The sequence below is a fragment of the Citrobacter sp. RHBSTW-00029 genome, from assembly GCF_014104295.1.
GTDB lineage: Bacteria > Pseudomonadota > Gammaproteobacteria > Enterobacterales > Enterobacteriaceae > Citrobacter > Citrobacter youngae.
This window is the reverse complement of sequence record NZ_JABXRT010000001.1, coordinates 3,613,772-3,633,396: the sequence shown is the minus strand read 5'-3', so window position 1 is coordinate 3,633,396 and position 19,625 is coordinate 3,613,772. Positions and strand designations below refer to the sequence as shown.

Genomic DNA, 19,625 nt, shown 5'->3' with positions numbered 1-19,625 from the left:
AAAACATTTAAATACCTAAACTTTTTCCGGTTGTAGTCGATAGGTTCTGTACAGGTCTGTTTTAACCCTACAACCGGAAATATAACGATGCCAAAATCCCTTTCAATTCGATCAAGTTTGTTGGTGTTATTGTCTCTGCTGACGTTTCTTCTGTTGCTGACCGGCGGCATGGGGCTTTATGCCGCTACCCGCGTTATTAACTCTTTGGTTTATCACGGTATTATGAGTGCTGCCATGTTGGCTGCCATTGTGTTGCTGGCGGTCATTTGGTTTATGCTGCGAAATAAGTTTCTCAAGCCGCTGGATAGCATAGTGGAGCAACTGGAACGCCTGGCGACGGGGGATTTGTCGCCTGTTACCACGCTGTCGGCCAGCGCTGAATTCAACCGCCTTAACGCTGCGATGGATGAAATGCGCCATGCGTTGGGTGATTCTGTGCAGCGTGTGCGTGAAGCCAGCTCGCAAATTGATGTTGGCAGCCGTGAATTGAGCGCAGGTAACCAGCATTTGGCACAACGTACAGAATCCACCGCCACGTCGCTGGAACAGACCGCCGCCAGTATGGAAGAACTCACCGCGACCGTGAAACAGAATGCGCAGAACGCGGAGCAGGCGCATCAGCTGGCAAAATCGGTATCGGATACCGCCGATAGGGGCAGTGAGATGGTGTGTTATGTAATTGAAAAAATGCGCGATATTTCCGGTAGCTCCAGCCGAATTGCCGATATCCTCAGTGTGATTGACGGTATTGCTTTCCAGACCAATATCCTTGCGCTTAACGCCTCCGTTGAAGCGGCGCGCGCGGGTGAGCAAGGCCGTGGTTTTGCGGTGGTAGCAGGGGAAGTACGTAATCTGGCCAGCCGGAGCGCCGAGGCGGCAAAAGAGATCCGTACATTGATCAGCGATTCCCATACGCATGTGGGTGAGGGAAGTGAACTGGCGCAGCAGGCGGGTGAAACCATGGATGAGATTGCGACCGAGGTCATGCGTATGACCAAACTGATGCGTGAAATTGCCAGTGCGTCCCAGGAACAGAGTCGCGGCATTGAGCAGGTGAATATTGCGGTGATTCAGATGGATGAAACGGCGCAGCAAAATGCGGCGCTGGTACAGCAGTCTTCAGCGGCTACCCGCTCGCTGGAAGAGCAGTCTTCAGCGCTAATCGAAGCCATGGCCGTATTTAAGCTACAGACAGCCTAACCGAACGTAGGCCTGATAAGGCGAAGCCGCCATCCGGCAATATCACAGCATTGTGCCGGATGGTACTTCGCTTATCCGGCCTGCAACGTGCTGTAGGCCGGATGTTGCGCTTATGCGTCCGGGAACTCGCGGATAAAGCGCTCTACATCGTCAACCATATGGTCGTTACCCACGAAGAAGGAGCGGCGTTGGTGCAGGCTTTCCGGGATGATATCCAGAATACGATTTTTACCGTCGCTCGCCTTGCCGCCGGCTTGCTCAGCCAGCAGGGCCATTGGGTTGCATTCGTACAGCAGACGCAGTTTCCCTTGCGGGTGGCTGGCGGTGCTTGGGTACAGATAGATCCCGCCTTTCAGCAGATTGCGATGGAAATCGGCAACCAGAGAGCCAATGTAGCGCGAAGTGTACGGGCGCTGGGTTGACTTATCTTCTTCCTGACAGAATTTAATGTATTTCTTCACGCCATTCGGGAATTTAATGTAGTTGCCTTCGTTAATGGAGTACGTGCTACCTTTCGCCGGGAAGCGCATACGTTCCTGGCTGAGGCAGAATACGCCCAGAGAAGGATCGTAGGTGAAGGCGTGCACGCCACAGCCGGTGGTGTACACCAGCATGGTGGAAGAACCATAAACCACGTAGCCCGCAGCAACTTGCTTGTTGCCCGGCTGCAGGAAATCCTCTTCCGTGACTGGCGTGCCGACGGGGGTTACGCGGCGATAAATAGAGAAAATCGTACCGACAGAGACGTTAACATCGATGTTGGATGAGCCATCCAGCGGATCCATTAGCACAACGTATTTTGCGTGTTCACAGCCTTCAAAGACGACGATTTCATCTTCTTCTTCTGAGGCAATTCCCGCCACGATGTCGCGTGCCTTCAGTGCAGCTTTCAGTTTTTCGTTTGCGAACAGATCGAGTTTTTGTTGCACCTCTCCCTGCACGTTCTCTGCACCGCTGGCACCCAGGATATCGACCAGACCGGCCTTATTGATATCGCGGTGGATGATCTTGGCGCCCAGCTTTATTGCCGACAACAAAGCAGTGAGTTCACCGGTAGCATGAGAAAACTCGTGCTGCTTTTCGACAATAAATTCACCTAACGTTTTCATAACACTTTCCCTGCAATTTATGTGGAGTAAAGCGACCGCAACAATATTAACAAATATTTCAGCTATCGCGCTCAGGTGAATCGCGCCAGCAAACTACGGAATATCCTGAAATGCGTTTCTCAGTTGCCAGACATGTGCGTAAAATGGCCCCCAGATTAAAAAAGGATAGTGACGTATGCGCATTCATATTTTGGGAATTTGTGGCACTTTCATGGGCGGTCTGGCGATGCTGGCGCGCTCGCTCGGTCATGAAGTAACCGGTTCGGACGCCAATGTGTATCCGCCGATGAGTACCTTACTTGAGAAGCAAGGCATTGATCTGATTCAGGGTTACGATGCCAGCCAGCTCGACCCGCAGCCGGACTTAGTGATCATCGGCAATGCCATGACCCGTGGTAATCCGTGCGTGGAAGCGGTGCTGGAAAAGAACATTCCGTACATGTCTGGCCCGCAGTGGCTGCATGACTTTGTATTGCGCGATCGCTGGGTACTGGCGGTTGCGGGTACGCACGGAAAAACCACCACCGCCGGAATGGCGACCTGGATCCTCGAAGCCTGCGGCTATAAGCCTGGCTTTGTGATCGGCGGCGTACCGGGCAACTTTGAGGTTTCCGCGCGCCTGGGCGAAAGCGACTTCTTCGTGATTGAAGCGGACGAGTACGACTGCGCGTTCTTCGATAAGCGTTCTAAATTCGTGCATTACTGCCCGCGCACGCTGATCCTCAATAACCTTGAGTTCGATCACGCAGATATCTTTGACGATCTGAAAGCGATCCAGAAACAGTTCCACCATCTGGTGCGTATCGTGCCGGGCCAGGGACGCATCATCTACCCGGAAAACGACATCAATCTGAAACAGACGATGGCGATGGGCTGCTGGAGCGAACAGGAGCTGGTGGGCGAGCAGGGTCACTGGCAGGCGAAAAAGCTCACTACCGATGCTTCCGAGTGGGAAGTGTGGCTGGACGGTGAAAAAGTGGGTGAAGTTAAGTGGGGTCTGGTCGGCGAACACAACATGCACAATGGCCTGATGGCGATTGCGGCAGCCCGTCACGTGGGCGTCGTGCCTGCGGATGCAGCCAATGCGCTAGGCTCGTTCATTAACGCCCGCCGTCGTCTTGAACTGCGTGGTGAAGCGCACGGCGTGACGGTGTATGACGATTTTGCCCATCATCCAACCGCGATTCTGGCAACGCTTGCGGCGCTGCGCGGGAAAGTTGGCGGTACGGCACGCATTATTGCGGTGCTGGAGCCTCGCTCTAACACCATGAAAATGGGACTGTGCAAAGATGATCTGGCGCCGTCGTTAGGCCGTGCGGACGAAGTGTTCCTGCTGCAACCCCCGCATATTCCGTGGCAGGTAGCAGAAGTTGCTGAAGCCTGCGTTCAGCCGGCGCACTGGAGTGGTGATGTGGATGCCCTGGCAGATATGGTGGTGAAAACCGCGCAGCCAGGCGATCACATTCTGGTGATGAGTAACGGCGGATTTGGTGGTATTCATCAAAAACTGCTGGATGGTCTGGCGAAGAAAGCTCAGGCGGAAGCGCAAGAGCAAGAGTAAAAAAATGCCCGGTGGCGCTACGCTTACCGGGCCTACAACGGATTGTAGGCCGGATAAGGTGGTTGCACCGCCATCCGGCACTTTCGGCAGACGAAGAGGTTAGGCTTCGTTTTCCGCCAGTTCACGCAGATACTGGAAGATCTGACGGGAAGATTTTGGCGGCTTGTTGCCCGCTTTTTCTTTCCTGGCGTTACGCACCAGCGAACGCAGTTGCTGACGGTCGGCGTCAGGCCACAGATTCATTACTTCTTCGATGGCTTCATCGCTACCGTCAACCATACGGTCACGCAGTTGCTCCAGCTTATGGAAGACAACGACCTGTTGGTTGTGACGGTTTTTCAGCTTGTCCAGCGCCTGACGGATAGGATCAACATCGCGCTGGCGCAACATTTTGCCAATCAGCTGCAGCTGGCGGCGGCGACCTTCCATCTTAATACGCTGGGCCAGCTCAATCGCGGCACGTAAATCCGCATCGAGCGGGATTTTATCCAGCGCGTTTTTCCCCAGTTTTACCAGTTCCACACCCAGGTGTTTTAACTCCTCGGCGTCACGTTTTATTTCACTTTTACTGACCCAGATAATTTCATCGTCTTCGTCTTCGATGTCATCACCGGGAACGTCGTCGAGCCAGTCTTCGGGCTGCTTAGTCATGTCAGGCTCCTTAAAAAAAGAGGCTAATGTTACCAGTTAAGATGCGCACTGAAAAACGGTTCTCTGTTAGACTTCAGAGAAACTCTCTCTACATTATGGCATTTGCGATGAAAGTAATCTCACAAGTTGAAGCGCAGCGTAAGATTCTGGAAGAAGCAGTCTCGACGGCACTGGAATTAGCGTCAGGTAAGTCGGATGGCGCGGAAGTCGCTGTAAGCAAGACCACGGGTATTAGCGTCAGCACCCGTTATGGTGAAGTGGAGAACGTCGAATTCAATAGCGATGGTGCACTGGGGATTACGGTTTATCACCAGAACCGTAAGGGCAGCGCATCGTCCACCGATTTAAGCCCGCAGGCAATTGCACGCACCGTGCAGGCTGCGCTGGACATTGCACGTTACACTTCGCCGGATCCGTGCGCAGGCGTGGCAGATAAAGAACTGCTGGCCTTTGATGCGCCCGATCTGGACCTGTTCCACCCGGCGGAAGTTTCCCCTGATGAAGCCATCGAACTGGCTGCTCGTGCTGAACAGGCGGCGCTGCAGGCTGATAAGCGTATCACCAATACCGAAGGCGGCAGCTTTAACAGCCACTATGGCATCAAAGTGTTTGGTAACAGCCACGGCATGCTGCAGGGCTACTGCTCCACGCGTCATTCCCTTTCCAGCTGTGTGATCGCGGAAGAAAATGGCGATATGGAACGCGATTACGCCTACACCATTGGCCGGGCGATGGGCGATCTGCAAACGCCGGAGTGGGTAGGGGCTGACTGTGCTCGCCGCACCTTATCTCGTTTGTCGCCGCGTAAGCTGTCCACCATGAAAGCACCGGTGATTTTCGCCAACGAAGTGGCGACCGGACTGTTCGGACACCTGGTCGGCGCGATCGCCGGTGGCTCGGTATATCGCAAATCCACCTTCCTGCTGGATTCGCTGGGCAAACAAATTCTGCCGGAATGGCTGACTATTGAAGAGCATCCGCACCTGCTGAAAGGGCTGGCGTCGTCGCCATTCGACAGTGAAGGGGTACGGACTGAACGCCGTGACATCATTAAAGATGGCGTGCTGACTCAGTGGCTGCTGACCAACTACTCTGCGCGTAAGCTGGGGCTGAAGAGCACCGGGCATGCGGGCGGGATCCACAACTGGCGAATTCCGGGACAGGGTCTAAGCTTCGAGCAGTTGCTCAAGGAGATGGGCACAGGCCTTGTGGTTACCGAGCTGATGGGCCAGGGCGTAAGCGGCATTACCGGCGATTACTCGCGCGGCGCGGCGGGTTTCTGGGTCGAAAACGGCGAAATTCAGTATCCGGTGAGTGAAATTACCATCGCCGGGAACTTAAAAGAGATGTGGCGCAATATTGTGACCGTGGGGAACGATATTGAAACGCGCAGTAATATCCAGTGTGGTTCGGTATTGTTACCGGAGATGAAAATCGCCGGGCAATGATACTCGTTAAGGCGTTAATTTTTAATAATAAAAAAGGAAGTGAGCAATGCGTAAACACCTGTTAGCGATCGTCGCGGCTTCAACGCTGGTTCTTGGTTCTTCTGCGTTTGCAGCCGATCTTGAAGACGACATGGGGATCCTCAACGACAACCTGAAGATCGTCGAAAAAACGGATAATGCGACTGAACTGAAAGATGCGTTAACCAAAATGCGTGCAGCCGCGCTGGATGCTCAAAAGGCCACGCCGCCGAAGCTGGAAAGCAAATCCCCGGACAGCCCGGAGATGAAGGATTTCCGCCACGGTTTTGACACGCTGATCGGCCAGATTGATGGCGCGCTTAAGCTGGCGAACGAAGGTAAAGTCAAAGAGGCGAAAGCCGTTGCGGAAGACCTGAAAACCACGCGCAACGAAAACCACAAGAAGTTCCGCTAATCTACGCTATCCGGCCTGCATAACCGTGGGCCGGATAAGACGCTGTGCCACAACACCCCATAAGTAAACGCTATACCCATCACATTTTTTCATTTTTATCGTCCATTCATTGTTCGCACTTCCTTCCAATTTGCGGCTCACTCTTGCGATCTCAATCACATTCTTCCAGTGATAAATCGTGAACCCGACCCATTTTGCGGCACAGATCACTATCGCTGACCCCCTTTCCACTTCGAAGTGGAAAACAACTCGCTACAAACTTTTAACCCCCACCGCTAATTTACCCTCAGAGCCATTAGTGGGGTAAGACGAGTGAATAACGGAGCTGTAATGAATGACATGGGGGAATCGGTGGAACTGGCCGACCGCATGCTGGCGCAGGTATATGCCTTGCTGCGTGAACGCCACATTATTCCCAACGCCGTACAGGAACAGATGCTGACGTCGCATGTTCGCGCCATGGCGCACCGCTCGATAACGGGTGAACCCTTACCAGAAGTCGATGCCAGCTTATTTGATGAAATTTCTGCCGAATCAATGGCGCTTGCCCGCGACGTGGTCGCCGAGTTTGGCAATCTTCCCGAGGAAGAAGCCTGGCTGCTGTCGGTGCACTTCGAAGTCGCGAAAGACAACCTTTAAGGAGCAAAAGATGGAACAGATTACCGTAGTGATTGGCGATCGTCTGGGTAAAGGCCAGAAAGTGGCGGCAGGCGTTGAGAAAGCGGGTGGCCGTGCGGTTGTGGTACCGGGCGTGGCGGCTGACATGAAGCTGGGTGACGTAATGAAAGCGGAAAACGCCACCTTTGGTATCTCGTTTTGCGGCAGTGGCGGGGCAGGGGCGATTACCGCACAGACCAAATACGGCTACAAGGCGAAATATGGCATGCGCTCGGTTGATGAAGGCGTAACGGCCATCAACGAAGGTTGCAACGTGCTGGGATTCGGTTTTATGGATAAAGAAGAGCTCGGTGAACGCCTGGTGCAGGCCTGGCAAAAGAAACACGGCGCTTAAGTATGAAAGAGCAATTCACCACCACGGTGAGAGTCACTGGCAAGGGCGAGGCCAAAGCGCGCGCCTTTGCCGATGCCCTGAACCACGTTCAGGCTGCGGTGATGAAAGCGTCGCCGCATATCTTACTGCGTATTGAGCCACAGGATGTGCAGGTTGTTCAAGCGCGTGAAACGGTGCGTAAAGAGGCGTTTTTATTCCTCTTTCTGCGCCGGGAAAGACGCACCTTCAGCGTGGAGCTGGATGTGACCGTCAACGTGACTGCCATCAATCTCGACAAGGTGGATTTCGTTACGCAACGCTGATTCTTTATTAAAAGGCATAAATATGTTCCTGATAATATTAATAAAATCGCTCATCATTGGTGGCCTGGTTGGCGTCGGTGTCGGCGCTGGGGCTGCACGCATGTTTCATGCGCCTACCACTCAAGGGATGGGCGCGTTTCGTACTCTGGGAGAACTGAATTCCTGCGAAGGGGATCCGGCTTCTCACTTCTCGTTCGGCCTGGGCTTCTTCTTTAACGCCTGGGCTTCTTCCGTTGCGGCGGGGGCGTTCACGCAGGACGTCGACCATCGCATCATTCCCAACTGGGGTGCCGCCGCGCTGATGGTTAAAAACCGCAACGTTGGTGAAACGCTACACGATCCCAAACGCATGGCAATTGCCTGCGGCGTTATCGGGATGATTGTCGTGACCTTCCTGAACCTCACCGCGTCATCCGTACCGGAAGCGCTGCAGGTTACCGCCGTCAAGGTGCTGGTGCCTGCGGCTAACCTGCTGGTTAATACCGTGATGCCGGTGATCTTCTGGCTGGCGGCGATCGATGCCGGTAAGAAATCAGGCTTCTGGGCCACCGTTTTTGGCGGCGCGGCGCAGCTGATCATGGGCAACGCCGTTCCGGGTCTGGTCCTTGGTATTCTGATCGGCAAAGGTGTTGAAGAAAGCGGCTGGAACCACGTTACCAAAGTCATGATGGTGGCTATCGTCGCACTGTTTGTCCTGAGCGGCTTCTTCCGCGGCTTCGACATGAAGATGATCGAGTCCTTCCATCTGACCGTGCCGAACTGGTTGGAACTTATCCACAACTCGCTCAGCGGCAAATAACGGAGGTCATCATGGAACAGAATAAAGGTTTTTGGTTCGCTGACTGGTCGTTCCCGATCTTCGTGGGCCTGCTCTCCTCTGGCGTATTTGCCGGAACGCATATGTACTACCTGTACGGTATCGGCGCATTTAACGAAGTCGCTTTTGTGGCGATGCTAAAGGCGGGAATGGACACCGGCTCCTACGGGGCGGTGGCGGCATTTGGCGCAAGTTTCCTGTTTGCCCGCATCATTGAAGGTTCCCTGGTGGGGATTCTGGATATCGGTGGCGCGATTCAGACCGGGGTCGGGTTAGGTGTTCCGGCGCTGCTGCTGGGCGCGGGCATTATCTTCCCGGTCGCCAACTTTGCCGCCTCTTTGGTCACCGGCCTGGTGATTGGCCTGGCGATTGGCTACATCATCATTCTGGCGCGTAAGTTCACCATCAACCAGAGCGATTCAACTTACGGAGCGGACGTCATGATGGGGGCCGGTAACGCCTCCGGTCGCTTCCTCGGACCGTTGATTATCCTCAGCGCGATGACGGCTTCTATTCCTATCGGAATTGGTTCTCTGGCGGGTGCGCTGCTGTTTTATCTGTGGCAAAAACCGATCACCGGCGGGGCGATCCTTGGGGCAATGATCCTCGGTTCCATCTTCCCTATTGCCATTAGCTAACTGTTGATTTGTAGGCCGGATAAGGCGGTTACGCCGCCATCCGGCAAAGGAGAGAGCGATGTTTGATTTACTCCTGCGCGGTGCGCGCCTCGTTGACGATACGGTGAGCGATATTGCGCTGAAAGATGGCAAGATCGCGGCGTTGGGCAACGTTGATGGTCCGGCGCTGAAAACTATTGAGCTCGGCGGCGAGTGCTACGTCAGCGCAGGCTGGATTGATTCCCACGTTCACTGTTACCCGAAATCCCCGATTTATCACGACCAGCCGGACAGCGTCGGTATTGCGACTGGCGTTACCACGGTGGTGGATGCGGGCAGTACCGGGGCGGATGATATCGACGATTTTTACACCCTGACCCGAGACGCGGCGACGGAAGTGTATGCGCTGCTGAACATCTCCCGCGTTGGGCTTATCGCCCAGAACGAGCTGTCTAACATGGCCAATATTGACGCCGATGCGGTGCGCCAGGCGGTGAAACGCCACCCTGATTTTATTGTCGGCCTGAAGGCACGCATGAGCAGCAGCGTGGTAGGTGAAAACGGCATCACGCCGCTGGATCGTGCCAAAGCGATGCAAACAGAGAACGGCGACCTGCCGCTGATGGTGCACATTGGCAACAACCCGCCGAATCTCGATGAGATCGCCGAGCGCCTGAGCGCAGGCGATATTATTACCCACTGCTACAACGGTAAACCAAACCGTATTCTGACGCCGCAGGGCGAGCTGCGCGCATCTGTCACGCGGGCGCTGCAACGCGGCGTGCGTCTGGACGTGGGTCACGGTACGGCCAGCCTGAGCTTTGCGGTGGCAAAACGCGCTATCGATCTTGGTATTTTGCCGCACACCATCAGCTCCGATATTTATTGCCGCAACCGTATCAGCGGTCCGGTGTATTCCCTGGCGAATGTGATGTCGAAATTTCTCGCCATGGGGATGTCGCTCCCACAGGTCATTGAGTGCGTGACCGCCAATGCCGCTGACGGCCTGCGCCTGAAACAGAAAGGGCGACTGCAGCCTGGTCTGGATGCCGATTTAACCCTCTTTACGCTTAAGCGCCAGCCAACCGTGCTGGTAGATGCTGAAAACGACAGCCTGCAGGCTGAACAAATGCTGGTGCCGCTTGCCGCAATACGTGCGGGCAAGGGCTATATGACCGAACAAGGGAGCGCGGAACATGCCTTCGATTTTTGAGAAATACAATTTAAAACAGGTGATTAACACATCAGGCCGCATGACGGCGCTCGGCGTTTCCACGCCGCGACCAGAAGTGGTTGAAGCGGCGATGGCGGGGATGAATCAGTACTTCGAAATGAAAGATCTGGTCAATAAAACCGGCGACTACATCGCGAAATTGCTGGAAGTGGAAGGGGCGACCGTCGTCTCCTGCGCATCGGCTGGAATCGCCCAGTCGGTGGCTGCGGTGCTGGTGAAAGACAGCGACTGGCTGCTGGAAAATCTGCACGTTACGCCCATCGAGAACAACGAAATCGTGCTGCCCAGAGGCCACAACGTCAACTTTGGCGCACCGGTAGGCACTATGGTGGCGCTCGGCGGCGGCAAGCTGGTGGAAGCGGGCTATGCCAATGAATGTTCCGCGGCACAGCTGGCGGCAGCCATTACACCGCGCACGGCGGCGATTCTGTATATCAAATCTCACCACTGCGTACAGAAAAGCATGCTCAGCGTGGAGCAGGCCGCGGTGGTGGCGCGCACGCATAACCTGCCGCTGATCGTGGATGCGGCGGCGGAAGAAGATTTGCAGTGCTACTACCGCCTTGGTGCGGATCTGGTGATTTATAGCGGCGCAAAGGCGATTGAAGGGCCAACCAGTGGACTGGTGATTGGCAAAACCCAGTATGTTGAGTGGGTGAAACGCCAGACGGCGGGGATCGGCCGGGCGATGAAGGTGGGCAAAGAGGGGATTCTTGGCCTGACCTGCGCTATCGAACTGTATCTGAACGCGCAGAAAGAGAGCGGTGCGGAGATGGTCGAGAAAATGACGCCGTTCATTAATGCGCTAAATTCCTTTAATGGCGTCAGCGCCCGCGTGGTGTGGGACAGCGCAGGGCGCGACATCGCCCGTACCGAAATTAAGTTTGACGAAGCGGTAACTGGTATCGCCACGGGCGAACTGGTTGAAGCCCTGAAACACGGCGAGTACGCGATTTACTTCCGTGGGTACAAAGCCAACGAAGGCATTATCGAAGCCGATGTGCGCAGCGTGGATCGCGCGCAGCTGGAAATTGTGGCCCGTCGAATTGGTGAAGTGATTTCGCAGGAGAAAAACGCATGAAACTGACCCCTAACTTTTATCGCGACCGCGTCTGCCTGAACGTGCTGGCAGGCTCTAAAGAAAATGCGCGGGATATTTACGCGGCGGCGGAAGGACACGTGCTGGTCGGCGTGTTGTCAAAAAATTACCCGGATGTCGCAAGCGCGGTCGCGGATATGCGTGAATACGCAGCGCTTATCGACAATGCGCTTTCAGTGGGGTTGGGGGCGGGCGATCCAAACCAGTCGGCGATGGTCAGTGAGATCTCCCGTCAGGTACAGCCGCAGCATGTTAATCAGGTCTTTACCGGCGTGGCGACCAGTCGGGCGCTGTTGGGCCAGCAGGAGACGGTAGTCAACGGTCTGGTCTCGCCAACGGGTACGCCGGGGATGGTGAAAATCTCCACCGGTCCGCTGAGCAGCCAGACGCCGGACGGCATTGTGCCGGTAGAAACCGCGATTGCGCTGCTCAAAGATATGGGCGGTAGCTCGATTAAATACTTCCCGATGGGCGGCCTGAAATGCCGTGACGAGTACATCGCCGTCGCGCAGGCCTGTGCCCGGCATGACTTCTGGCTGGAGCCTACCGGGGGTATCGATCTGGATAATTTTACTGAAATCCTGCAGATCGCCCTGGATGCCGGAGTGAGCAAAATCATTCCTCACATCTATAGTTCGATTATTGATAAGGTGAGTGGTAACACCCGCCCGGACGACGTGCGCCAGCTGATGGCGATGACCCGGGCTTGCATATGCTAACTGACAGATGAGGAGACTGACGTGCGATTCCCCAACCAACGTTTAGCACAGCTGTTTGATATGTTGCAAAACGAAGCGCTTCCACAGGATGAGCTGGCGCAGCGGTTGTCGGTTTCTACACGCACCGTACGGGCGGATATCACTGCGCTAAACGCGCTGCTTAATCAGTACGGCGCGCAGTTTGTCCTCAGCCGGGGCAGCGGTTATCAGCTCAAAATTGACGACCCGGCAAGTTATCACTCTCTGCAAACGCAGCAGCCTGAAACGTTGCTGCGCATCCCGCGAACCAGCCAGGAGCGGATACACTGGTTGGTGGTCCGTTTTCTGACGTCGGCCTTTTCGCTAAAGCTTGAAGATTTGGCTGATGAATGGTTTATCAGCCGCGCGACGCTGCAAAACGATATGGCTGAGGTGCGTGAGCATCTGCAACGTTATCATCTGACGCTGGAAACGCGTCCCCGTCACGGCATGAAGCTGTTTGGCAGCGAGATGGCGATCCGCGCCTGTTTGACCGATCTGTTGTGGACGCTGGCACAGCAGGATCCGCAGCACCCGTTAGTGATGCAGGAGGCGCTGAATGCCGGGCTCCCTGAGCAGCTACAGCCCGTTTTACAGGATATTTTTGCTCGTTTTCATATTCGTTTGACCGACGAGGGCGAGCTGTTTTTACGCTTGTACTGCGCGGTGGCGATACGGCGGATTAGTGAAGGGTATCCATTGCCGGAGTTTGCTGCTGAAGAAACTGAACAGGCGGTGTGCCTGGCCGCGCGTGAGATTGCTGCGGTCCTGCACCGGCTGGCAGACAAACCGCTTTCTGTTTTCGAAGAGAATTGGCTACAGGTGCACATCGCCGCCCGTCAGGTTCAAGAGATCGCCCCCAGCGCCATCAATGCGGATGATGACGAAGCGCTGGTTAATTACATCCTGCGTTTTATCAATACTCAATACAACTACAACCTGTTGAATGACAAACAGTTGCATGCCGATCTGCTGACGCATATTAAGACGATGATCACCCGCGTGCGTTACCAGATAATGATCCCTAATCCGTTGCTGGAAAATATTAAACAGCACTACCCGATGGCATGGGATATGACGCTGGCCGCCGTCTCGGGATGGGGGAAATATACGCCGTATACCATCAGTGAAAATGAGATTGGCTTTCTGGTCCTGCATATTGGCGTGGGGCTGGAACGTAGTTACAACATCGGTTACCAGAGGCAACCGAAAGTTCTGCTGGTATGCGATGCTGGAAATGCGATGGCGCGGATGATTGAAGCGGTGCTGGCGCGTAAGTATCCGCAGATTGAAATCGTCGATACCGTCACGTTGCGCGACTACGAACAGCGGGAAAGCATTAGCGAAGATTTTGTTATCTCGACCGCGCGGATCGGTGAAAAAGATAAGCCCGTGGCGATGATTGCGCCGTTTCCGACCGATTATCAACTGGAGCAAATTGGCAAGCTGGTGCTGGTGGACAGAACCCGCCCGTGGATGCTGAATAAATTTTTCGATGCCGCCCATTTTCGCGTGATCGACGGCACCATGGATCAGCAGACGCTGTTCAAAACGTTATGCCATCAGTTGCAGGATGAAGGTTTTGTCGACGCGGAGTTTCTTGATTCGGTGGTTGAACGTGAGGCCATCGTCAGCACTATGCTGGGTGATGGCATCGCGCTGCCGCACGCCCTCGGTCTGCTGGCAAAGAAAACGGTGGTCTACACCATCCTCGCCCCGCAGGGTATTGCCTGGGGCGATGAAACCGCGCACGTGATCTTCCTGCTCGCCATTAGTAAAAGCGAGTACGAAGAAGCGATGGCGATCTACGATATTTTCGTCACCTTCCTGCGTGAACGCGCCATGACGCGGCTCTGCGCATGCCGGAATTTCACCGAGTTCAAAACCGTCGCCATGGAGTGTGTCAGTCGTTTTTGAGAGGCGTTATCCAGAATTCGATGTAATGCGTATGTAATGCTAAACTGCATTACACATTCGATTCTACTGGAGGCATAATGGCCACGCTGAACGTCCGTCTGGATGACAAACTCAAAAATGAGGCTTATGCCGTGCTGGAAAAACTGAACATTACTCCAACGGAAGCTGTGCGATTACTGTTTCAGTACGTCGCGGAAACGGGGCGCATGCCAGTGAAAACCGTCACCGTTAGCGACAGCGAAGATACACTGATTCAGACAGTCCGGGAGAGGCTGGCCAGCCCGCAAAAAGGAATCAAGGTTAGTCTGGATGACTTATGAACTGGAATTCGACCCGAGAGCCTTAAAAGAGTGGCATAAACTGGGTGATACGGTGAAGGCTCAGTTTAAGAAGAAGTTGGCCGACGTGTTGTTGAACCCCAGAATTGACTCTGCCCGTTTAAACGGTCTTCCAGATTGCTATAAAATTAAGCTTAAATCGTCCGGCTATCGTCTGGTGTACCAGGTTCGGGATGAGGTTGTGACCGTGTTTGTTGTCGCGGTCGGCAAGCGAGAACATTCGGCCGTTTATCTCGATGCAAACAAACGGCTTTAGCGATCAACGCAAATGATGTACGACCTGGTTGCTGCTGCCGCGCCAGATTAGCGCCGGGTCTTTGAGATCCTGCACGTATTTGCCATCGACCAGTACGTTGATGAGATCGACCACCTGCATTTGCGCGGCGTTGAGTTCATCGAGCTTGTAGCCGGTCCACACCCAGATATCTTTGCCGGGGCACTCAGCGCGAACGCGCTGCACTAGTTGCAGGATTTCCGGCACGTTTTGCGGATGTAGCGGATCGCCACCGGAGAGCGAGATCCCCTGACGCTTGATTCGCGTATCGTTCAGATCGGCAATGATCTTGTCTTCCATCTCTTTGGTAAATGGCTCGCCGGAATTGAGCCGCCAGGTGCTTTTGTTATAGCAACCGGGACATTCATGCACGCACCCGGACACAAACAGCGTGCAGCGGGTGCCGGGGCCGTTAACGATGTCGACGGGATAGTATTGGTGAAAGTTCATTTTCGCTTCTCATCCGCTTATCAATTCGCGCCATAGCTGCGTTAGCTGCATTCGTGCGCCCGAGTCACTTACTTATGTAAGCTCCCCGGGACCCACTCATTTGCTGCCTTGCTATGACGTGAATTGCGTTGCGGAAAAAATGGCCCGAAAAGCATCGCATTGCCGGGCAATAATACTGTCGAAATTAACCTATCTGCCCATTACCCAAATGCTTAACGCGGCGCTTCACTTCTTCCTGCTTACCGGCGTTAAACGGACGGGCGTCCGGGCTGCCTAAATAACCGCAGACGCGGCGGGTGACCGACACGCGCGCGGCGTCGTGGTTACCACATTTCGGGCAGGTAAAGCCTTTGCTGGTGCACTCGAACTCACCGGTAAAGCCGCACTCGTAGCATTCATCAATTGGCGTGTTGGTCCCGTAATACGGCACGTGCTGATAGCTGTAATCCCAGACGTCTTCCAGTGCTTTCAGGTTGTGTTGAATATTCGGGTATTCGCCGTAGCAAATGAAGCCTCCACTCGCCAGCGGCGGGTATGGCGCTTCGAAATCGATCTTGTCGTACGGGTTAACCTTTTTCTCCACGTCGAGGTGGAAGCTGTTGGTGTAGTAACCTTTATCGGTCACGCCTGGCACCACACCAAACTCGGCGGTATCCAGACGGCAGAAACGATCGCACAGGTTTTCACTTGGTGTGCTGTACAGGCTGAAGCCGTAGCCGGTCTCGTCTTTCCACTGATCGACTGCCTGACGCAGGCGTTCGACAATGGCGATAGCTTTGGCGCGAAGCTGCTCGCTGTCGTACAGATGTTTGTCACCAAACAGCGCGTTAATGGTTTCGTGAATGCCGATGTAACCCAGCGAGATAGACGCGCGTCCATTTTTAAAGATTTCAGACACGTCATCGTCCGCTTTCAGACGCACGCCGCAGGCACCTTCCATATACAGGATTGGCGCCACGCGAGCTTTCACGCCTTCCAGACGCGCAATACGGGTCATCAGCGCTTTACGTGCCAGCACCAGTCGATCGTCGAGCAGTTTCCAGAAGGTGGCTTCATCGCCGTGGGCTTCCAGCGCGATACGCGGCAGGTTGAGGCTGATAACGCCGAGGTTGTTACGCCCGTCGTGAATCTGTTCGCCGTTCTCGTTTTCCCACACGCCGAGGAAGCTACGGCAGCCCATCGGCGTTTTGAACGAACCGGTCACTTTAACCACCTGATCGTAGTTCAGGATGTCCGGATACATACGCTTGCTCGCGCACTCCAACGCCAGCTGTTTGATGTCGTAGTTCGGATCGCCAAACTTGTGGTTCAGGCCGTCGCGAATGGCGAACACCAGTTTCGGGAACACGGCAGTTTTACGATTTTTACCGAGACCCGCAATGCGGTTACGCAGAATGGACTGCTGGATCAAACGCGATTCCCAACTGGTTCCCAGGCCAAAACCGAAGGTGACGAACGGCGTCTGACCGTTAGCGGTATGCAGGGTATTCACTTCATACTCGAGGGACTGGAATGCGTCGTAGCACTCTTTCTCGGTACGGGAATGCGCATAGCCGTCGGCATCCGGGATCTGCCACTCTTCAGCGGTTTTGCGATGCTTGTTAAAGCTCTCGGTCACGAATGGTGCGAGAACTTCGTCAATACGGTTAATGGTGGTACCGCCATAAATATGGCTGGCAACCTGCGCGATAATTTGCGCGGTGACGGCCGTCGCGGTGGAGATGGATTTTGGCGGCTCAATCTCCGCGTTACCCATCTTAAAGCCCTGCGTCAGCATGCCTTTCAGGTCGATCAGCATGCAGTTAAACATTGGGAAGAACGGAGAGTAGTCGAGATCGTGATAGTGAATATCACCACGCTCGTGCGCCTGGACGACATCACGCGGCAGCAGGTGCTGACGCGCATAATGTTTGGCGACGATACCGGCCAGCAGGTCACGCTGGGTCGGGATCACTTTGCTGTCTTTGTTGGCATTTTCATTCAGCAGAGCAGAGTTGGTTTGCTCAACCAGACCACGAATTTCCTGGTTCAGACGACCACGTTTTTCACGCTGGATATCACGGTCGTGGCGATATTCGATGTACGCACGGGCGAGTTGTTTGTACGGACCAGACATCAGTTGGTTTTCTACCGCGGTCTGGATCTCGTTGATATCGACCTGGCTGCGCTCATTCATCTGACTGCTAACGACTTCTGCGACGGTGGCACAGTAATCTGCGTCATCGACTCCCGCTGCTTTAGCTGCACGCAGAATGGCTTCTTTGATGCGCTCTGATTTAAACGGCACTTTACAGCCATCTCGTTTCATCACATGCGGTGTCATGATCACTCCATATTTATAAGAACAGGTTATCCACAGAGGTTGGGGAAGCGGTTATGGGTTTATTCATCTATCAGGCCAATGACTTCCCGCAATCCTGACCCACTTTATCCACAATTCCACCGTAAAGCGGTGCACTGTAGTTGTAGCAATTGTAGTCGATTAATACAACATATTGGGTCGGCGTGCATTTTAAGTTCTATATGTAGTGATTTGCATCAAGGATGTTTACGATTTATTTGATGTAGCGCAAAGTAAAAATCGGAGCGTACAGATGACGGGCAGTACAGCGATTGTAAATTGTGGCAAGAAAAATCTGATTAATTATTCAACAAAAACAGGAAGGTAAATGCAGTGTCAGCATTGAAGCCCGATAGCGCTATACGTACCGGGCTCAAAACCAATTGCAAGCTATTTTTGCACCCACCAGACGGCTTCGAAAGGACGTAGCGTCATGTCTGCGGGTTGGCTGGCGACCTCGGCATAGTTGTGCATCAGCACCTGCCAGTTTCCCCCGGTATGGGGCGGCTGCCAGCGTTGGAAGGTATCGCTCAGATTGGCAATGACCAGCAGTCGCTGCCCTTGCCACTCGCGCTGATAGCACCATATGTGCGGGCTGTCCGGTAACAGATCCTGATAGTCGCCCCAGGTGATAACCGGCTCCGTTTTGCGCAGTGCGATCAGCCTCTGATAGGCATAGAACACCGAGTCGGTATCGTTCAGCGCTGCCGCCACGTTGATCTCCGCCGCATTGTCACACAGATTGATCCACGGCTCGCCTTCGGTGAAGCCCGCGTGTTGGCTGGCATCCCACTGCATCGGCGTGCGGCTGTTATCGCGGGATTTACTGGCGAGGATCGCCAGCAGTTCGTCGGCATCTCGCCCCTGACCGTTCAGTTCGGCAAACATGTTATGGCTTTCCACATCGCGATAATCGGTAATCTGACTGAAGTGCGGATTGGTCATGCCGATCTCTTCCCCCTGGTAGATATAGGGCGTGCCCTGCATACCGTGCAGCACCATCGCCAGCATTTTGGCCGACGGAATGCGGTATTTACCTTCATCGCCAAAACGCGACACGATGCGCGGCTGATCGTGGTTACACCAGAACAACGCGTTCCAGGCCTGATTGTGCATGCCCTGCTGCCAGTGGCGGAACAGGGTTTTCAGCGCCACATAGTCGGGTTTGGCTAACGTCCACTTCTCACCGTTGGGGTAATCCACTTTCAGGTGGTGAAAGTTAAAGGTCATCGACAGTTCGCTGCCATCGAGCGCGGCGTACTGCTGGCAGTTTTCCAGTGTGGTGGAAGACATCTCGCCCACCGTCATCAGGCCGCGTGGCGTGAAGACGTCGCGGTTCATCTCGCGTAAAAACGCATGCGCGCGCGGGCCATCGGTATAAAAACGGCGTCCATCGCCGTCGGGATCGTTCGGGAAGCTCTGATCTTTAGAGATAAGATTCACCACGTCGAGGCGCAATCCGTCCACGCCGCGATCGGCCCAGAATTCGCACACTTTTTTCAGCTCGGCGCGTACCGCCGGGTTCTCCCAGTTCAGGTCTGCCTGTTCAGGAGCAAAGAGGTGCAGATAATACTGCTCGCTTGCGGCGTGCCAGCCCCAGGCGCTGCCGCCAAATTTGGAACGCCAGTTGTTCGGTGTACTGTCTGGCGTACCGTCACGCCAGAGATAAAACTGGCGATACGGGCTGTCTTTATCCAGCGCCTCACGAAACCACGCATGCTGGGTTGAGGTGTGGTTAAACACCATATCGAGAATAATACGGATACCGCGCGCTTTCGCCTGCGCCACCAGTTCGTCAAAATCTTCCAGCGTACCGTAGGCCGGATCGACAGACAGGTAATCCGCGACGTCGTAGCCGTTATCAACCTGCGGCGAAATATAGAACGGCGTCAGCCAGATGGCATCGACACCCAGCTTTTGCAGATAGTCGAGACGCTGGGTCACGCCGCGTAAATCGCCGGTGCCGCTGCCGGTGGTGTCCTGAAAACTCTTGGGGTAAACCTGATAGATAACGCCGTTTTGCCACCAGTGTGGAATAGTCATGGTTGTTTCCTGGAAATACGCTGGGGCGCAACTGCGCCCCGA

At 54.5% G+C, this 19,625-nt stretch carries 20 protein-coding genes; 15 read left to right on the top strand and 5 right to left on the bottom strand.

Annotated elements, in window-relative coordinates; genetic code table 11:
- Nucleotides 1-87 precede the first annotated feature (87 nt).
- Nucleotides 88-1,200, top strand: coding sequence for a methyl-accepting chemotaxis protein (locus HV041_RS17635; protein WP_116361057.1), 1,113 nt, complete (start codon nucleotides 88-90; stop codon nucleotides 1,198-1,200).
- Nucleotides 1,201-1,310: 110 nt separating this feature from the next.
- Here HV041_RS17635 and fbp read toward each other — a convergent pair whose 3' ends face one another.
- Nucleotides 1,311-2,309 (bottom strand): class 1 fructose-bisphosphatase, encoded by a 999-nt coding sequence (fbp, locus tag HV041_RS17630; RefSeq protein ID WP_048212854.1) that lies wholly within the window; start codon nucleotides 2,307-2,309, stop codon nucleotides 1,311-1,313.
- 175 nt (nucleotides 2,310-2,484) lie between these two features.
- Here fbp and mpl point away from each other — a divergent pair, with 175 nt between their 5' ends.
- Nucleotides 2,485-3,870 (top strand): UDP-N-acetylmuramate:L-alanyl-gamma-D-glutamyl-meso-diaminopimelate ligase, encoded by a 1,386-nt coding sequence (gene mpl / locus HV041_RS17625; protein WP_121585389.1) that lies wholly within the window; start codon nucleotides 2,485-2,487, stop codon nucleotides 3,868-3,870.
- Between the two features lie 99 nt (nucleotides 3,871-3,969).
- Here the strand turns inward: mpl and yjgA are convergent, their stop codons facing one another.
- Nucleotides 3,970-4,521, bottom strand: a complete 552-nt coding sequence (yjgA, locus tag HV041_RS17620; RefSeq protein WP_008786039.1) for a ribosome biogenesis factor YjgA — start codon at nucleotides 4,519-4,521, stop codon at nucleotides 3,970-3,972.
- Nucleotides 4,522-4,616: 95 nt separating this feature from the next.
- Between yjgA and pmbA the strand changes: the two genes are divergently transcribed.
- The 13 genes from pmbA to HV041_RS17555 all read left to right on the top strand — a co-directional run bounded on the left by pmbA (nucleotide 4,617) and on the right by HV041_RS17555 (nucleotide 14,731).
- Entirely contained in the window at nucleotides 4,617-5,969 is a 1,353-nt protein-coding gene (gene pmbA, locus HV041_RS17615) for a metalloprotease PmbA (RefSeq protein WP_003830385.1), read from the top strand.
- 46 nt (nucleotides 5,970-6,015) lie between these two features.
- On the top strand, nucleotides 6,016-6,402 hold the full coding sequence (cybC, locus tag HV041_RS17610; RefSeq protein ID WP_121585390.1) for a cytochrome b562: 387 nt from the start codon (nucleotides 6,016-6,018) through the stop codon (nucleotides 6,400-6,402).
- Between the two features lie 330 nt (nucleotides 6,403-6,732).
- Nucleotides 6,733-7,041, top strand: coding sequence for a glycine dehydrogenase (locus HV041_RS17605; RefSeq protein WP_048212850.1), 309 nt, complete (start codon nucleotides 6,733-6,735; stop codon nucleotides 7,039-7,041).
- Between the two features lie 10 nt (nucleotides 7,042-7,051).
- Nucleotides 7,052-7,414, top strand: a complete 363-nt coding sequence (locus HV041_RS17600) for an SFCGS family glycine-rich protein (RefSeq protein ID WP_003830384.1) — start codon at nucleotides 7,052-7,054, stop codon at nucleotides 7,412-7,414.
- A 2-nt stretch (nucleotides 7,415-7,416) separates the two neighbouring features.
- Nucleotides 7,417-7,716: a DUF4312 family protein gene (locus tag HV041_RS17595; protein ID WP_038636649.1), complete on the top strand. Its 300-nt coding sequence runs from the start codon at nucleotides 7,417-7,419 to the stop codon at nucleotides 7,714-7,716.
- Nucleotides 7,717-7,738: 22 nt separating this feature from the next.
- Nucleotides 7,739-8,515, top strand: coding sequence for a DUF4311 domain-containing protein (locus HV041_RS17590; protein WP_005134210.1), 777 nt, complete (start codon nucleotides 7,739-7,741; stop codon nucleotides 8,513-8,515).
- Between the two features lie 11 nt (nucleotides 8,516-8,526).
- Nucleotides 8,527-9,171, top strand: a complete 645-nt coding sequence (locus tag HV041_RS17585) for a DUF4310 family protein (protein WP_003830379.1) — start codon at nucleotides 8,527-8,529, stop codon at nucleotides 9,169-9,171.
- A gap of 58 nt (nucleotides 9,172-9,229) precedes the next feature.
- Nucleotides 9,230-10,363, top strand: coding sequence for an amidohydrolase/deacetylase family metallohydrolase (locus tag HV041_RS17580; RefSeq protein ID WP_121585391.1), 1,134 nt, complete (start codon nucleotides 9,230-9,232; stop codon nucleotides 10,361-10,363).
- Entirely contained in the window at nucleotides 10,347-11,465 is a 1,119-nt protein-coding gene (locus HV041_RS17575; protein WP_061067122.1) for a DgaE family pyridoxal phosphate-dependent ammonia lyase, read from the top strand. Before HV041_RS17580 ends, HV041_RS17575 begins: the two co-directional genes overlap by 17 nt.
- Nucleotides 11,462-12,202 (top strand): KDGP aldolase family protein, encoded by a 741-nt coding sequence (locus tag HV041_RS17570; protein ID WP_121585392.1) that lies wholly within the window; start codon nucleotides 11,462-11,464, stop codon nucleotides 12,200-12,202. The genes HV041_RS17575 and HV041_RS17570 overlap by 4 nt, the downstream gene beginning before the upstream one ends.
- Before the next feature lie 21 nt (nucleotides 12,203-12,223).
- Nucleotides 12,224-14,137 carry a BglG family transcription antiterminator gene (locus HV041_RS17565; protein ID WP_121585393.1) on the top strand — a complete coding sequence of 638 codons (1,914 nt, stop codon included), beginning with the start codon at nucleotides 12,224-12,226 and terminating at the stop codon, nucleotides 14,135-14,137.
- 77 nt (nucleotides 14,138-14,214) lie between these two features.
- Nucleotides 14,215-14,457: a type II toxin-antitoxin system RelB/DinJ family antitoxin gene (locus tag HV041_RS17560; protein WP_003839576.1), complete on the top strand. Its 243-nt coding sequence runs from the start codon at nucleotides 14,215-14,217 to the stop codon at nucleotides 14,455-14,457.
- Nucleotides 14,447-14,731 carry a type II toxin-antitoxin system RelE/ParE family toxin gene (locus tag HV041_RS17555; RefSeq protein ID WP_003839578.1) on the top strand — a complete coding sequence of 95 codons (285 nt, stop codon included), beginning with the start codon at nucleotides 14,447-14,449 and terminating at the stop codon, nucleotides 14,729-14,731. Before HV041_RS17560 ends, HV041_RS17555 begins: the two co-directional genes overlap by 11 nt.
- 3 nt (nucleotides 14,732-14,734) lie before the next feature.
- Here HV041_RS17555 and nrdG read toward each other — a convergent pair whose 3' ends face one another.
- The 3 genes from nrdG to treC form a co-directional block, all read right to left on the bottom strand.
- The gene (gene nrdG / locus HV041_RS17550) at nucleotides 14,735-15,199 is read right to left on the bottom strand and encodes an anaerobic ribonucleoside-triphosphate reductase-activating protein (RefSeq protein WP_003839580.1); all 465 of its coding nucleotides are present in this window, start codon (nucleotides 15,197-15,199) and stop codon (nucleotides 14,735-14,737) included.
- A gap of 184 nt (nucleotides 15,200-15,383) precedes the next feature.
- The gene (nrdD, locus tag HV041_RS17545) at nucleotides 15,384-17,522 is read right to left on the bottom strand and encodes an anaerobic ribonucleoside-triphosphate reductase (protein ID WP_003844922.1); all 2,139 of its coding nucleotides are present in this window, start codon (nucleotides 17,520-17,522) and stop codon (nucleotides 15,384-15,386) included.
- 408 nt (nucleotides 17,523-17,930) lie between these two features.
- Nucleotides 17,931-19,583: an alpha,alpha-phosphotrehalase gene (gene treC, locus HV041_RS17540; protein ID WP_121585394.1), complete on the bottom strand. Its 1,653-nt coding sequence runs from the start codon at nucleotides 19,581-19,583 to the stop codon at nucleotides 17,931-17,933.
- Nucleotides 19,584-19,625: the final 42 nt, after the last annotated feature.